This window comes from Rhodococcus sp. DMU1 (genome assembly GCF_012272955.1).
Lineage (GTDB): Bacteria > Actinomycetota > Actinomycetes > Mycobacteriales > Mycobacteriaceae > Rhodococcus > Rhodococcus aetherivorans.
Window position 1 is genome coordinate 5657170 of sequence record NZ_CP050952.1, and the last position, 15178, is coordinate 5672347.

At 71.2% G+C, this 15178-nt stretch carries 15 protein-coding genes; 11 read left to right on the top strand and 4 right to left on the bottom strand.

Going from position 1 to position 15178, the window contains the following annotated elements:
• Positions 1–14: 14 nt before the first annotated feature.
• Positions 15–155 (bottom strand): hypothetical protein, encoded by a 141-nt coding sequence (locus tag HFP48_RS25870; protein ID WP_006941722.1) that lies wholly within the window; start codon positions 153–155, stop codon positions 15–17.
• Positions 156–300: 145 nt separating this feature from the next.
• On the opposite strand from HFP48_RS25870, the gene HFP48_RS25875 reads away from it, so the two are divergent.
• The 5 genes from HFP48_RS25875 to HFP48_RS25895 all read left to right on the top strand — a co-directional run bounded on the left by HFP48_RS25875 (position 301) and on the right by HFP48_RS25895 (position 5403).
• On the top strand, positions 301–723 hold the full coding sequence (locus tag HFP48_RS25875) for a MerR family transcriptional regulator (protein ID WP_029546595.1): 423 nt from the start codon (positions 301–303) through the stop codon (positions 721–723).
• A gap of 112 nt (positions 724–835) precedes the next feature.
• Positions 836–1777, top strand: coding sequence for an aldo/keto reductase (locus HFP48_RS25880; RefSeq protein WP_231386039.1), 942 nt, complete (start codon positions 836–838; stop codon positions 1775–1777).
• A 133-nt stretch (positions 1778–1910) separates the two neighbouring features.
• Entirely contained in the window at positions 1911–2906 is a 996-nt protein-coding gene (locus tag HFP48_RS25885) for a LacI family DNA-binding transcriptional regulator (RefSeq protein WP_050036087.1), read from the top strand.
• A gap of 55 nt (positions 2907–2961) precedes the next feature.
• A complete protein-coding gene (gene aroQ / locus HFP48_RS25890; RefSeq protein WP_006941726.1) occupies positions 2962–3420 on the top strand; it encodes a type II 3-dehydroquinate dehydratase in 459 nt (152 codons plus the stop codon).
• Between the two features lie 153 nt (positions 3421–3573).
• A complete protein-coding gene (locus HFP48_RS25895; RefSeq protein WP_168580289.1) occupies positions 3574–5403 on the top strand; it encodes a sugar phosphate isomerase/epimerase and 4-hydroxyphenylpyruvate domain-containing protein in 1830 nt (609 codons plus the stop codon).
• A gap of 7 nt (positions 5404–5410) precedes the next feature.
• Here HFP48_RS25895 and HFP48_RS25900 read toward each other — a convergent pair whose 3' ends face one another.
• Positions 5411–6415: an NAD-dependent epimerase/dehydratase family protein gene (locus tag HFP48_RS25900; RefSeq protein ID WP_065923340.1), complete on the bottom strand. Its 1005-nt coding sequence runs from the start codon at positions 6413–6415 to the stop codon at positions 5411–5413.
• 123 nt (positions 6416–6538) lie between these two features.
• Between HFP48_RS25900 and HFP48_RS25905 the strand changes: the two genes are divergently transcribed.
• Positions 6539–7540 (top strand): MBL fold metallo-hydrolase, encoded by a 1002-nt coding sequence (locus HFP48_RS25905; protein WP_168580290.1) that lies wholly within the window; start codon positions 6539–6541, stop codon positions 7538–7540.
• A gap of 52 nt (positions 7541–7592) precedes the next feature.
• Here the strand turns inward: HFP48_RS25905 and HFP48_RS25910 are convergent, their stop codons facing one another.
• Both HFP48_RS25910 and HFP48_RS25915 read right to left on the bottom strand, forming a co-directional pair.
• Positions 7593–8678: a DUF475 domain-containing protein gene (locus HFP48_RS25910; protein WP_006941733.1), complete on the bottom strand. Its 1086-nt coding sequence runs from the start codon at positions 8676–8678 to the stop codon at positions 7593–7595.
• A gap of 126 nt (positions 8679–8804) precedes the next feature.
• The gene (locus tag HFP48_RS25915) at positions 8805–9380 is read right to left on the bottom strand and encodes a TerD family protein (RefSeq protein WP_006941734.1); all 576 of its coding nucleotides are present in this window, start codon (positions 9378–9380) and stop codon (positions 8805–8807) included.
• Between the two features lie 234 nt (positions 9381–9614).
• Here HFP48_RS25915 and HFP48_RS25920 point away from each other — a divergent pair, with 234 nt between their 5' ends.
• From HFP48_RS25920 to HFP48_RS25940, 5 genes are read left to right on the top strand one after another with little or no spacing between them, the layout of a single operon-like run.
• A complete protein-coding gene (locus HFP48_RS25920; RefSeq protein WP_044476232.1) occupies positions 9615–10736 on the top strand; it encodes a hypothetical protein in 1122 nt (373 codons plus the stop codon).
• Complete coding sequence (locus tag HFP48_RS25925; protein ID WP_029546599.1) at positions 10733–11923, top strand: HpcH/HpaI aldolase/citrate lyase family protein; 1191 nt, start codon at positions 10733–10735, stop codon at positions 11921–11923. The genes HFP48_RS25920 and HFP48_RS25925 overlap by 4 nt, the downstream gene beginning before the upstream one ends.
• The gene (locus HFP48_RS25930; RefSeq protein ID WP_006941746.1) at positions 11920–13188 is read left to right on the top strand and encodes a phosphoribosyltransferase family protein; all 1269 of its coding nucleotides are present in this window, start codon (positions 11920–11922) and stop codon (positions 13186–13188) included. The genes HFP48_RS25925 and HFP48_RS25930 overlap by 4 nt, the downstream gene beginning before the upstream one ends.
• Entirely contained in the window at positions 13185–14291 is a 1107-nt protein-coding gene (locus HFP48_RS25935; protein ID WP_168580291.1) for a cysteine protease StiP family protein, read from the top strand. Before HFP48_RS25930 ends, HFP48_RS25935 begins: the two co-directional genes overlap by 4 nt.
• A 35-nt stretch (positions 14292–14326) precedes the next feature.
• Positions 14327–15169 (top strand): HAD family hydrolase, encoded by an 843-nt coding sequence (locus HFP48_RS25940; protein ID WP_203330155.1) that lies wholly within the window; start codon positions 14327–14329, stop codon positions 15167–15169.
• The last annotated feature ends 9 nt before the right edge of the window (positions 15170–15178 follow it).

A 15178-nucleotide genomic window follows, 5' to 3' on the forward strand; every position in this document is an offset into this window, starting at 1 on the left:
GACGCCGCCCGTGCTCAGCCCGGGCAGTGGATGGTCACGTGGCCGCATTTGACGGACGCGCTCGCGGTGGCGGCGTTCGCGGCGCCTGCGGTGCCGAGGACGACGGTGAACAAGGTCGCGACGACCGCGACGGTGGTGCGGATCCGGGTCTTCATGGCAGCCTCCTGAGGGTGGTGAGAAACGGGGTTCGCCCATCGTCGGCCGCCATCCGGGTCCTCGACAGGCACCCTGTGGTGCCGATGCGGCCACCCCGGATCGCCTTCGGAGCGCAGGACCACCCCCGAGGCGGATCATGAAGCCATGACGACCGCCCCTTCCGCGACGACCGTTGCGACCATCGCCGAGGCCGCCGAGCGCACCGGTCTGACCACCCACACCCTCCGCTATTACGAGCGCGACGGCCTCATGCTGCGTGAAATCGGCCGCTCCTCCTCCGGCCACCGGCTCTATACCGAGGACGACCTCTCCTGGGTGGTGCTGCTGACCCGGCTGCGGGCGACGGGCATGCCGATCCGCGAGATCCGCGAGTACGCGGCCCTCTGCCGGGCCGGCGGCGGCAACGAACAGGACCGCCTCGCGCTGCTCCGCGCGCACCGGGCGCGGGTGCTCACCCAGCTCGACGAGGTGACCGAGCACCTCGCCGCGATCGACGGCAAGATCGAGATCTACCTCTCCCGGACGAGCGGCCGCGACGACGGACCGTGCGAGAGCGCTCGCGCTTGACTTCGAGCGCGCTCGAAGGTCTTGACTCGACGCCATGACCACGAACAACACCTCCCGGCCCCCACTCGGCACCCGCACGCTCGGCACCGCGTCGCCGCTGACGGTCTCGGCGATGGGACTCGGGTGCATGGGCATGTCCGAGTTCTACGGCACCGGGGACGAGGCCGAGGCCGTCGCCACCATCCGCCGGGCCCTCGAGCTCGGCGTGACGTTGCTCGACACCGCCGACATGTACGGGCCGTTCACCAACGAGAACCTCGTCGGCCGCGCCGTCGCGGATCGCCGCGACCGCGTCGTCCTCGCGACCAAGTTCGGCAACGAGCGTGCCGAGGACGGCACCCGCCTCGGCATCAACGGCCGGCCCGAATACGTCCACACGGCCTGCGACGCGTCGCTCCGCCGCCTCGGCGTCGACCACATCGATCTCTACTACCAGCACCGCGTGGACAAGACCGTGCCGATCGAGGACACCGTCGGCGCGATGGCCGAACTGGTGCAGGCGGGGAAGGTCCGCCATCTGGGTCTGTCGGAGGCGTCCGCGGAGACGATCCGCCGGGCCCACGCCGTCCACCCGATCACCGCGCTGCAGACCGAGTACTCGCTGTTCACCCGCGACATCGAGGACGAGATCCTGCCGGCCCTGCGTGACCTCGGCATCGGGCTCGTGCCGTACTCGCCGCTCGGGCGCGGCATCCTGACGGGCGCGATCACGGCGCCGTCCGATCTCGAGAGCTCGGATTCTCGCCGCACCGCGTATTTCCCGCGATTCCAGGGTGCGGCGCTGGAGGCGAACCTGGCGCTCGTGACCGCCGTCCGCCGCCTGGCCCGGTCCAAGAACTGCACCCCGGGCCAGCTGGCACTGGCGTGGGTCCTCGCCCAGGGCGACGACGTGGTCCCCATCCCGGGGACGAAGCGGGTGCGTTTCCTCGAGGAGAACGTCGCGGCCGCGGCCGTGTCGCTCACCGCGGACGAGCTGGGCGCGATCGAGTCGGCGGTGCCCCGGGAGGCGGTCGTGGGGGAGCGCTACGGGGACATGTCCAGCATCGACGGGTGAGCGACGCGTCGCCCGCTGGGAACGGTCGGCGGGCGACACCCGGGCCGCTCCTCCGCGCAAGCGGTTACATGCAGCTTGACAAAGCGATGTAACCGCTTGCACAGTGGGTGGACCCCACACCCGAGGAGAACCCATGGCGACGCTTCGCGAGGTCGCAGCGCGCGCCGGCGTCTCGACCGCCACGGTCTCACGCGTGTTCTCCCGCCCGGAGGCCGTCAGTCCCGACACGCGCGCGAAGGTGTTCACCGCCGCGGAGGCACTGTCCTTCACCCCCAACCCCACCGCCCGCTCGCTCGCCCTCGGCCGCACCCACAACCTGGGCTTCCTCGTCCCGGACATCCGCAACCCCGTGTTCGGCCCCGCCGTCGAGTCGGCACAGGACCGGGCCCGCGCGCGCGGCTACTCCCTCTTCGTCGCGGCGGGCGAGGGACGGTCCGCGGACGAGCTGGACCTCGTCCGCGCGATCGCCCGGCAGGTCGACGGGCTGGTTCTGATCGCCCCGCGCATGTCCGACACCGACCTCGAGGATCTCGCACGGGTCACGCCCGTCGTGCTCGTCAACCACACTGCCGGCGATCTGCCCGCCGTGCTGCTGTCCTCCGACGACGGCATGGTCGAGGCCGTCGAGCATCTCGCCGACGCCGGGCACACTGCCGTCACCTACCTCGGCGGCCCCGAGTACTGGCTCGCCCAGCGCCGCCGCCGCGCCGCCTTCGTGGAGGCCTGCGCCGGCCGGGGCATCACCGGCACGGTGCTCGGCCCCCTCGAGCCCGACTTCGTCGTCGCGGGCCGGAAGGCGGCCGAGGAACTGGTCGGCACCGGGACGACGGCCGTCGTCGCGTACAACGACCAGGCCGCCGTCGGCCTCATGCAAGGCTTCGCCGAGCACGGACTGCGGGCGGGCCGCGACTACTCCGTCGTCGGGTTCGACGACTCGTGGCTCTGCGAGATGACCTCGCCGCCGCTGACCACCGTGCATCTCGCGTTCGACGAGGCCGGCGTGACTGCGATCGACCTGCTGTGCGACGTCCTCGACGGAAAGACCACACCCCGCGCTGCGCCCGTGGAACTCGGCACCCACCTCGTCGTGCGCTCGAGCACCGTGACCGCCGGCCTGCCCGTCGGCTGACAGACCCGGCCGGGAGATGCCCCCGGAACACGAAGAAAGCAAAGGAGATTCGTCCATGACCTCGGTGCTCGTCCTCAACGGCCCCAACCTCAACCTGCTCGGCACCCGCGAGCCCGGCGTGTACGGCGCGCAGACCCTCGAGGACGTGGAGACCCTGTGCCGCAACGTCGGCAAGGAACTGGGCGTCGACATCGACTTCCGGCAGTCCAACCACGAGGGCGTCCTCATCGACGCCCTCCACGACGCCGGCGCCGCGGTCGCCCGCGGGGAGTCCCTCGGGGTGGTGTTCAACGCGGGCGCCTACACGCACACCTCGGTGGCCCTGCACGATGCGATCAAGGGCGCCCACGTACCGCTCATCGAGTTGCACATCTCCAACGTCCATGCCCGCGAGGGGTTCCGCCACCACTCCTACATCTCCCCGGTCGCGTCCGGGATCATCGTGGGTCTCGGCGTCGCCGGCTACGAGTGGGCGCTGCGCGCGCTCGTGGCCCAGCGCACGGCGCAGGCGTAACCGGCGCCCCCACACCCCGAGACCGGTCCCCTCGCGCGCGACCCGCGGCGAGCCACCCCTGCCGATACCGGTGTGCGGGGCGAACCCGCCCTCGCGCACCGGTCCCCGATTCCGAGTCCGCCCGCACAGGCGGCACCGTGGAGGAGCCCGACCATGACCCACCCCCGTCCTGGGACCAAGCGCGCCAAGGCAATCGCCACCGTGTGCCTGTCCGGCACCCTCGAGGACAAGCTCGTCGCCGCCGCCCACGCCGGGTTCGACGGCATCGAACTGTTCGAACCCGACCTGATCGGCTCCCCGCTCACCCCCGCGGCGGTGCGCGAGCGCTGCGCCGAACTCGGGCTGAGCATCCCGCTGTATCAGCCCTTCCGCGACTTCGAGGCCGTCCCGGCCGAGATCCACGCCCGCAACATGCGCCGCGCGCGGCACAAGTTCGACGTGATGGAACAGCTCGGCACCGACCTCGTGCTGGTGTGCTCGTCGGTGTCGCCGCACACCGTCGACGATGTCGATCTCGCGGCCGCGCAGCTGCGGGAACTGGCGGATGCGGCAGCGCAGCGGGGCATGCGGATCGCCTTCGAGGCGCTGGCGTGGGGCCGCCACGTGAACACCTGGCAGCGCTCGTGGGAGATCGTGCGCCGGGCCGATCATCCGGCCCTCGGGCTGTGCCTCGACAGCTTCCACATCTTCTCCCGCACCAAGGACGTCGCCGGCATCGCGGACATCCCGGGCGAGAAGATCTTCTTCCTGCAACTCTCCGACGCACCGGAGATGGACATGAACGTCCTGCAGTGGAGCCGCCACTACCGGGTGTTCCCGGGCGAGGGCGAGTTCGATCTCGTCGGACTCGTCGGGCACGTCCTCGCGGCGGGTTACACCGGGCCGCTCTCGCTCGAGGTGTTCAACGATGTGTTCCGCCAGTCGGCGCCGGTGCCGACGGCGATCGACGCGATGCGCTCGCTGCTCGATCTGGAACTGCGGCTCGACGGTGACCCCAACCCGGTACAGGTGCGCGGGCACGCGTTCACGGAGATCGGAACTCCGCCCACCGCTGCGGAGCCGGTCCGTGCGGCCCTCGCCTCGCTCGGCTTCACCCACTCGGGGCAGCATCACAGCAAGCCGGTGGAGCTGTGGGAGCAGGGGGATGCGCGGGTGCTGGTGAACACCTCGAACCCGGCCCACAGCGCGGCCGAGGGCGCGGCCGTCACCGCTCTGGGGATCGAGGTCGCGGACGTCGGCGCCGTCTCCCGGCACGCCCACGAGCTGCTGGCACCGCAGCTGGCGCGGGTCGTCGGCCCGGGTGAGGCACCGTTGTCCGCAGTGGTCTCCCCGGACGGCACCGCCCTGTTCCTGTCGTCGCGGGGCGACGGCCCGGCGGACTGGCGCAACGACTTCCGCCCCACCGGCACGACGCCGACGACGGCGGTGGGCGTGCGGTGCACCGAGTACGTCGCGCTGACCCAGGCCTACGACCGATTCGACGAAGCCACGCTGTTCTACCGGTCGGTGCTGGGCCTGACCGACGCCGAGGCCGCCGAATACGCGGGACCGTTCGGCTTGGTGCGCAGCCGCGTCCTCGCCACGGACGGTTTCGAGGTCGGCCTGGTCGCACCCGTGCTCCGTCGCGGCGAATGGGCACCGGGCGTGCGGCACCCCCAGCACATCGCGTTCGGTGTCGACGATGCGGTGGAAGCCGCTCGCGCCCTGCATGATTCGGGAGCGCCGGTGCTCGAGATCCCCCGCAACTACTACGACGATCTGGATGCGCGCCTGGCTCCGGATCCGGAAATGCTTGCCGCCCTGCGGGAATACAACGTGCTCTACGATCGGGACGAGGACGGCGGCGAGCTGTTCCAGGTGTTCACCAAGGTCGTCAGTGCCCGGGTGTTCTTCGAACTGGTGCAGCGGCGCGGCGGCTACCGGGGTCACGGCACGGTCAACGCCCCGATCCGCATGGCCGCGCACGCGGCCGCGCGACGCTGACCCACTGCTACCGGGCGCCACCCACCGCGCTCGCCAGCGCCGCGAGGGTCTGGGCGCTCGTGTAGCGCGGCTGCCAGCCGAGCTGCGTCCGGGCCCTCGTCGTGTCCATCACGACGGACGTGCGGCCCGTGTGGATCCACTCGACCATCGAGGGCAGGAACGGCAGCCGCGCAACCACGGCCGACGCGGCCGTCGCGACCGACGCCGGGACCCGGATCGGCCGGGCGCCGAGCGCGGCCGCGACGTCCGACAGCGACACCACCCCGTCGCCGGCGATGTTGTACGCGCCGGGCGGCCCCTCGGACGTCACGGCGGCGACGACGGCACTCGCGACGTCGTCGTGGTGCACGAGCTGGAGCGGATGACCGGGGTCCGGGAACACCGGGCGCGGCAGGGGCAGGGCGCCGGCGGCCTTCCGCACGGCCCCGGGCAGATGCCCGGCGACCTGCCGCCACGGCATGGCATCGGCCAGGGCGGTCGCGTGCGGCCCCGCGACGATGCAGGGCCGCAGCACGAACACCTCGAGGTCCGATCCGCGGGTGACCTCGTCGAGCACCCGCTCGAGTTGGGCCTTCTGTTCGGAGTAGTAGTGCTCGTGCGAGCCACGCGTGGGCACGTCCTCGGAGAGCGGGGTCGGATTGTCGGGGTGGTATCCGTACGCGGCGACGGACGAGGTGTACACGAGACGCCGCGGCCGGGCGGCGGCAACCGTCGCCTCGAAGACGTTGCGGGTCCCGGCGATGTTGATCCGGTGACTCTCGGCGCGCGAACCCATGATGACGAAGGCCAGGTGCACGACGACGTCGGCCTCCGCGACGAGGGCGTCGACGGCGCCGCGGTCGAGGATGTCGCCCTGCCGGTACTCGGTCTTGGTCCAGCCCTGCCGGGCAGGATCGAACGGGCCTCGCGCCATGCCGAGGATCCGGTCGATGCGCGGGTCCTGTTCGAGGGCCGCGACCGCGGCCCTGCCGATCTCGCCGGTGGGGCCGGTGACCGCAACCGTCGTTCCCATGGGATCCCCTTCGCTCGTGACGCCGTCCGTGCGATTCATACCGCGTTCCCGGGCCGGCCGGGGGCAAACCACGGTCCGGCTCGTGCGGTTAGACTCACCGCCACTGCGGACGGGGGGCGAACGGTGGGCGACGGCGGGTTGACGCAGATCGGCGACGGGGTGTGGGCGGTTGTGCGGACGCCGGGCGGCTGGGGAGAGGCGAACACCGGTCTCGTCGTCGATGCGGGCACGGCGTCGCTGGTCGTGGACACCGCGTGGGACACGCGGCTGGCGCGGCGGATCGCCGAGGCACAGCAGCTGCTGGTGTCGCGGGCACCGATCACCGAGGCCGTCAACACCCATTCCGACGGCGACCACTGGTGGGGCAACGACACGCTTCCGGCGACGGCCCGCATCACGACGAGTGCGGCCGCGCTGCGCGGCATGCGCGAGGATCTCCCTCCCGCCGCGGTGGCGGCGCTCGCGGCGGCCGGACGTCCGCTCGCCGCGCTGCCCGGGATGCTGGGCGCCGCGGCCGCCTACATGCGCCGGGTGCCGGGCGGCGCCCGCCTGCCGCTGCGATCGCCTCGGCTGCCCGACCACACATTCGACACAGTCCTGCGGCTCGATGTGGGGCAACGTCCGGTCCAGCTCGAGCGCCTCGGGCCGTGCCACACCGCCGGGGACCTCATCGCGCACGTGTCGGACGCCGGCATCGTGTTCGCCGGCGATCTGCTGTTCATCGGCTCGACCCCGATCCTGTGGCACGGGCCGCTGGAGAACTGGCTCGCCGCGATCGACCGGCTGCTGGCCCTGGACGCGGACCTCTACGTGCCCGGTCACGGGCCGCTGTGCGGACCCACGGAGATCCGCGAGTTGCGCGCCTACTGGGTGTGGCTCGAGCAGGCCGGCCGGGAACAGTACGCGCGCGGCGCCGGGCCGCTCGAGGCGGCCCGGCAGCTGGTGCGGGATCCCGAATTCGTCCGGTGGGGCGATTGGATCCACCCGGAGCGCATCGTCCTGAGCCTGAGCACGCTGTTCCACGGGTGGGACGGGCATCCGCCGGCGGCGCCGACTGTCGTGCGACGGGCGCGGGCGTTCGCCGACGCCGAGACGCTGCTGCGCGAGTTGTCCGCGAAACGGTGAAGGGACCCTCCGATCGGTCGAACCGATCGGAGGGTCCCTTCACCCGGGCGGGTCAGGCGGCGACGGTCGCCTTCGCCTCCTGACGATTGCGGCGGATGCTGCTGGCGAACGCGGCACCGATGAGCGCGACCCCCACGAGACCCGTGACGATCTCGTTCACGTGGTGGCCGATCGAGTACAGCAGGATGAACGCGAGCGCACCGATCGCCCAGTGCGCGCCGTGCTCGAGATAGCGGTACTCCGAGAGGGTGCCCTTGCGGACGAGGAACACCGTGATCGAGCGGACGAACATCGCGCCGATGAAACCGAGGCCCAGGGCGATGATGATCGGGTCCGAGGTGATGGCGAACGCGCCGATCACGCCGTCGAAGGAGAACGACGCGTCGAGCACCTCGAGGTAGAGGAACAGGAAGAACCCGGCCTTGCCGGTGGCCTTGGCCAGCTGGGTGGGCCCGCCCGTCGGCTCTTCCTCTTCCTCGGGGATGTGGAACAGCTCGCCGAGCCCGTTGACGACGATGTAGGTGATCATGCCGAGCACGCCGGCGATCATCACGGTGGAGACCTTGTCCTCGGGAGCGAGGATCGTGGCGGTCAGCACCAGCAGCACCGAGGCGGTGACGACCTCGAGCTGGTCCAGCTTGCCGGCCCGCGCGAGCGGACGCTCGAGCCAGGCCAGCCACTTGATCTCGCGTTCCTCGAAGATGAAGTTCAGGAACAGCATCAGCAGGAACATGCCACCGAACCCGGCGATCTGCGGGTGGGCGTCGGTGATGATGGTCTCGTAGCTGGGGCTGCCGTCGGGGAAGTACGCGGCGTCGTTCGGCGGCGGGTTCAAGGCGAGGTCGAGTGCCTCGATCGGACCGAGGCCGGAGGCGATCCACACGATGAGCAGCGGGAAGATCAGCCGCATGCCGAACACGGCGATGAGGATGCCGATGGTGAGGAAGATCTTCTGCCAGAATTCGCTCATCCGCTGCAGCACGGTGGCGTTGATGACCGCGTTGTCGAACGAGAGCGAGACCTCGAGGATGCCGAGGATCGCGGCGAGGAACAGGGCCTGGGGTCCGCCGTAGAGGAAGGCGACCACCAGGGAGACGACGGTGACGGCAAACGATATGCCGAAGATGCGCAGAACCACGAAGCGTGGCCTTTCTGTCTGGATCGGGGCGGTGCAGGGTGGTTACTGCAGCAAATTATCGGTGAACCAAGGAAAGCGGCCCCCGGCGACGAAGCCGGGGGCCGGATCCGGAATCCGGATGCGACGTCAGACGTTGACGCCGTAGTCGCGGGCGATGCCCGCCAGGCCGGACGCGTAGCCCTGGCCGATGGCGCGGAACTTCCACTCCGCACCGTGCCGGTACAGCTCACCGAAGACCATGGCGGTCTCGGTGGAGGCGTCCTCCGACAGGTCGTAGCGGGCGAGCTCGTTGCCGTTGGCGCGGTCGACGACGCGGATGTACGCGTTGCGGACCTGTCCGAACGACTGGCTGCGGGAGTCGGCGTCGTAGATCGAGACCGGGAAGAAGATGCTCTCGATGTTGGCCGGCACGGCGCTCAGGTCGACGTTGACGACCTCGTCGTCGCCCTCGCCCTCGCCCGTGCGGTTGTCGCCGATGTGCTCGATCGAGCCGTCCGGGGACTTGAGGTTGTTGAAGAAGACGAAGTGCTGGTCCGAGACGACCTTCTTGTCGGCGCCGGTCGCGATCGCGCTGGCATCGAGGTCGAAGTCGGCACCGGTGGTGCTGCGGATGTCCCAGCCGAGGCCGACGGCCACGGCGGTGAGGTTCGGCGCTTCCTTGGTGAGGGAAACATTGCCGCCCTTGGTCAAGCTGACGCCCATGCGGGGTCCTTTCGATCTGTCGGTCCGGACGAGGTGCCCGGGCGGGCACGCCCGATTTGCGCGTGTCACTCCACCCTAATAGCTGTTCCGCGCCGACGCCCCATGCTCGAGGCGCGCGCACGGGGCCGAACCGCGCGGACCAGTACCATTCGGGGCGTGGCGAGCCGATGGACGCGCCGCCTCTTCGGCGGTGGGAGCACCGACGATCCGGTGGCCCGTGGCGCCTACGACGCGATGGTCGCCGCGTTCCTCGACATGGACCGCCGCCAGTCCGTCGCCGAGGCCGCCGTCACGGCCTCGCACGACCTCGCGCCGCAGCGCGGGCTGCGCCGCGAGTGGGAGCCCGTCCGCGAAGCCTGTTACCGCGCGGCCGAGACGTACCTGCACCTCGCCCGCACCGAACCGACCGATCCGCTCGCTCCCGCCCCGGCCTACGAACAGGCTCTGCAGCAGATCGGTCTCGCCACCCGCACCCTCGACCAGTTCTACGATCGCCACCGCGCACACCTCGAGCATTCGGTCGCGGTGGCACAGACCGTCCCGCAGCTCGCCCGGCAGGTCCGCACCGAGGCGCAGGCCGCGGCGGCGCTGGTGGACGCGCCCGAGCACGCCGCATACGCCGACTACCCGTCCGTGCGGGCCGCGGCGAACGCGCTCGACGCGGAGGTCCGCGCCCTGGATTCGGCGGTGGGAACCGGCGCCGTCCGAACGGCGGCACGGCGGGCCGAGGAGGCGGCCATCGCCCTGCGTCGCGCCCTCGCGCAGGCGCCGGACAAGGCCGAGTCCGCCCGGAAAGCTGTGGCATCCGTCACCACCCGCCTGTCGGCGGTCCGCACCCGCGCCGAGAGCCTGGCGCCGGCGTTCTCGGCCCTGCTGCGCGAGTTCAACGCGGCCAGCTCCGCCGACCTGTCCGGCAACGAGCGCGCCGCCCGCGAGTTCCTCGACCGGGCCGACGCCGACGTGACCGCGGCGCGAACGGCTTCGGCCGGGAACCGGCCCGAGCAGGCGCTCGAGCTGACCGCGGCGGCCCGGGCATCGCTCACCCAGGCGGAACGCTACGTCGACGCCGTCACCGAGCGGCTGTCCGTCCTCCGCGCGGTCCGCCGTGATCCGGCCGCGAAGGTGGAGCAGGTACGGTTCCGTCTGCGCGACGCGCAACAACTCGCGGTGCAACGGGGGTTGACCGCAGAATGGGGATCGGTGCTCGACGCGCAGCTCGATCGGATCGACAGGGCAGTCGGTTCGCTCACCGGCGTACACCCCGACTACTGGGCGTACGTCCGAGAGCTCGACGCCGTTTCGCGCTTCATCGCCGGCGTGGTGCAACGAATGAGAGGACGAACGGAAGAGGCATGAGTGGGGGAACCTTCGCCGATATGCGCACGATGCACCATTTCCACCACATGGACCGCGCGACCCGGGACACGCTGTTCCTGCATCCGCCGCAGGCATTCTCCGATGCCGACGAGCGCGATCGGCTCGCCGTCGCGCTCGGGGCCACCCTGTACGTCCCGGCCACCCGCGCGGATCTGACCGCCACGATCGCCCGCCGAGCCCGCGAGGGTGTCGCCTCGATGGTGATCGACCTCGAGGACGCCGTCGCCGATCACGAGGTCGAGGACGGCCTGCGCAACGCGGTCGCCACCCTCGACGAGCTCGCCGGCACCGCGGCCGCGACGATGCTGCTGTTCGTCCGGGTGCGCACCCCCGACGGTGTCGACCGCATCGCCGACATCCTGGGGCCCGGCGTCACCGCGTTGACCGGATTCGTTCTGCCCAAGTTCACCGCGGCGTCGGGGCCGGCCTTCCTCGATGCGGTGGCGGCGGCGTCCGAGCGGCTCGGCAAGCACCTGTACGCGATGCCGGTGCTCGAGTCCGCCGAGCTGGTGCACCGGCAGACCCGCGACGGCGAGCTGCAGCAGATCGCGGCACTGCTCGCCGGGCACCGTGACCGGGTGCTGGCGGTACGGATCGGGGCCACCGACATGTGCGGCACGTTCGGCATCCGCCGCGACCGCGACCTGACCATCTACGACGTACGCGTGGTCGTCGACGTCATTGCGGATGTCGTCAACTATCTCGGCCGCACCGACGGCACCGGATTCGTCATCACCGGTCCCGTCTGGGAGTACTTCGCCGATCACGAGCGCATGTTCCGCCCGATGCTGCGGGCCACGCCGTTCGCCGAGCACGACGCGGTGATGTTCCGCCAGCAGCTCGTCAGCCGGGATCTCGACGGGCTGCTCCGCGAGATCGCCCTCGACCGGGCGAACGGCATCCAGGGCAAGACCGTGATCCATCCCTCCCATGTGGCCGCGGTGCACGCCTTGTCCGCGGTCACCCACGAGGAGTACCACGACGCGGTCGACATCCTCGGCGGCGACGCAGGTGGCGTGCAGGCCTCCGGCTACCGCAACAAGATGAACGAGCGGCGTCCGCACCGCACCTGGGCGCAGCAGACGTTGCTGCGCGCCTCGGTGTTCGGCGTCACCAACAAGGGAGTCACTTTCGTGGACCTGCTGACGGCATTGGTGGACCGGTGACCGCGGGGTTGCAGTCACCCTGGGCGACGGAGCAATTCGGCCTGGAACTGCAGCACTTCGACTCGGCGACCGGCGACACCGTGCCGGACCTCGTCGTGCCGGGGCTGCGCCGCAACCCCCGTCGCGCACACCTGCTGGTCTCCACGGTGCTCGGCAAGCACATTCCCACCGACCCGGCCGCGGTCATCGGCGCGGGTGACCGGCTCGGCGATCTCGTCGCGGACCTGCTGGGCTCCGCCGCGCACGACACGGTCGTACTCGGATTCGCCGAAACCGCAACGGGCCTGGGTCATTGTGTGGCCAGCCGGCTGCGAGCGCGCTGCTACCTGCACTCCACCCGGCGTGACGTGCCCGGCGCCGGCACCTTCGCCGGGTTCGAGGAGGGCCACTCGCACGCCACGTCGCACCTGCTCCAGCCGACGTCGCCGGAGCTGTTCGCGAACGACGCACCGCTGGTCCTGGTGGACGACGAGATCTCCACCGGCGCCACGGCCGTCGACGCGATCCGGTCCCTGCACCGGCACCATCCTCGCGCCCGGTACGTCGTCGCGTCGCTGGTGGACATGCGCACCGCCGATCACCGTCGCGCGGTCGACGAGGCGGCCGCCGAACTCGGCGCCCGGATCGACCACGTGAGCCTCGCGGCGGGACACACGATCCTTCCCGACGGGCTCGTCGAGCGGGTCGCCGCACTGCCCGATCCGGATATGAATCCCGTTGCCTCACAAAGAGGCTCCGTGGATTTCGTGACGTTGCCGTGGCCGGCGACCGTGCCCGACGGCGGGCGGCACGGCTTCCTGCGCACCGACACCGCGGCTTTCGACGCCGCGATCGAGCACACGACCGAGGCCGTGGCCACCGCCCTCGGACCGGGACGGCCGGTCGTCGTGGTGGGCCACGAGGAACTGATGTACCTGCCACTGCGCATCGCCGACGCGCTCGCCCGCCGGGGGACCCCCACGCGGTTCCAGACCACCACCCGCTCCCCTGCGTACGTCCGGGACGTGCCCTGCTACCCCCTTCGGCGCGGATTCACCTTCATCGCACCCGAACCCGACGATGTCCCGCGGTACCTGTACAACGCGCGGTGGCCGGAGGAACGGGCACGGCTGCTGCTGGTGCTCGACGATCCCGCCGACACCGATCGCCTCCGGGCCGACGGTGGCCTGCTCGACGTGCTGACCGCCGCCGGGGAGGACGTGGTCGTCGCCGTCGTGCCCGCCACCGACCCGTCGGTGCTGCGCGCCGCCCGGGAGGGCCGATGACCGTTCCGCTGGCCGGACCCGACTTCGGCTCCTACGCCCCGGACGAGGTGCGGTGGCTCCTCAAGGACCTCTCGCACGTCGCCCTCGAGGCCGACATCGCCGAGCGCGAACGCCGCATCCAGTCGGGTCTCGCCCACTACGCCGAGACGCTGCCGATCGAATACCAACCCGATGCCGCCTACCGCGAGCTGTTCGACAAGGTACTCGCCGCGACGGCGGGGCGCCTCGCCCACGCCGTCGGTACGGTCACCGAACTGCTGCTCGCCGAACGGGGCCGGGACCTGACGCTCGTATCACTGGCCCGCGCCGGCACTCCCGTCGGCATCCTGATCCGTCGCTGGGCGCAGCGGCACCACGGGCTGGACCTGCCGCACTACGCGGTGTCGATCGTGCGGGGCCGTGGCATCGACGTCGCCGCCCTCGACCACGTGACGGCGCGTCACGATCCGGCCTCGGTGGTGTTCGTCGACGGCTGGACCGGCAAGGGCGCCATCGCCCGCGAACTCGCGGCGGCCCTGGCCGAGTACCGGGCCGCGGGCGGTCCGGAACTCTCCGGCGACCTCGCCGTGCTCGCCGACCCCGGGTACTGCGTGCGGACCTACGGCACCCGCGACGACTTCCTCATCGCCTCGGCGTGCCTGAATTCCACTGTCTCCGGCCTGGTTTCACGCACCGTCCTCAACGAAGCCCTGATCGGCCCGGGCGAGTTCCACGGCGCCAAGTTCTACGCCGAACTTGCCGGCGAGGACGTCTCGGCCGTCCTCCTCGACACCGTCGCTGCGGAATTCGGCGACCGGGACGCCGCAGTCACCGCCGCCGGGGACATCCTGCGGTCCGACCGCACCCCCACGTGGGCGGGCTGGGAGTCGGTGGAGAGGGTACGGGCCGAGTACGGCATCTCCACCGTCAACTACGTCAAGCCCGGTGTCGGTGAGACCACCCGGGTGCTGTTGCGGCGCGTGCCGTGGCGGGTGCTGGTCCGCGAGGCCGATGCCGAGGAGCACGCGCACATCCGGATGCTCGCCGCAGCCCGCGACGTGCCGGTCGAAACGGTTCCCGACCTGGCGTATTCCTGCATGGGACTGATCAAGGATCTGCCGTGACCACCGCCCTCGTCGCGACCGACCTCGACCGCACGATGATCTACTCGCGCGCCGCGATGGGCGAATCGCCCGTCGTCGACCGCGATCTGGTGTGTGTCGAGCACTACGACGGTGCGCCCCTGTCGTACCTGACCGTCACGTCCGCGCAGCGCCTGCGCGACCTGGCCGCCGCCGCGGTGGTGGTGCCGACCACCACGCGCACCCCGGAACAGTTCCGGCGCATCGCGCTGCCCGGCGCACCGTGGCGCTACGCGATCGCCAGCAACGGCGGCGTGATCCTCGCCGACGGTGTGCCGGACACCGGGTGGCGGCAGGCGGTGGACGCGGGCGTGCGCGCCGAGGGCGCCGGACTCGACGAGGTCACCGCCGAACTGCGGCGCCGCGTCTCCGACGACTGGGTGCACAAGTTCCGCATCGCCGACGAGCTGTTCTGCTATCTCGTGATCGACGTCGCCGCCCAGCCGGTCGGATTCCTCGACGAATGGGACCACTGGTGCCGCGGCCGCGGATGGAGCGCCTCGCAGCAGGGCCGCAAGCTGTACACGATGCCGTCGGCGGTGTGCAAGAGCAAGGCCGTCGCCGAGGTCCGCCGGCGCCTGGTCGCCGACGGAACGCTCCCCCCGGATGCCGCGGTACTCGCCGCCGGGGACGGAGCGCTCGACGCCGAGATGCTGATCGCCGCCGACGCCGCGATCCGGCCGAGGCACGGCGAACTCGAGGCGCTGGACTGGCGGCACCCGACGGTGACGGTGACCCGGGAAACGGGGATCCGGGCCGGCGAGGAGATCCTGGCCTGGTTCGCCCGATACGCCCGGATCGGCGCGGGTTCGTACAGTGGCAGTGACGCTCCATGTTCCCCAAGACAGAGTTTCCAGTAACAGTGAGGA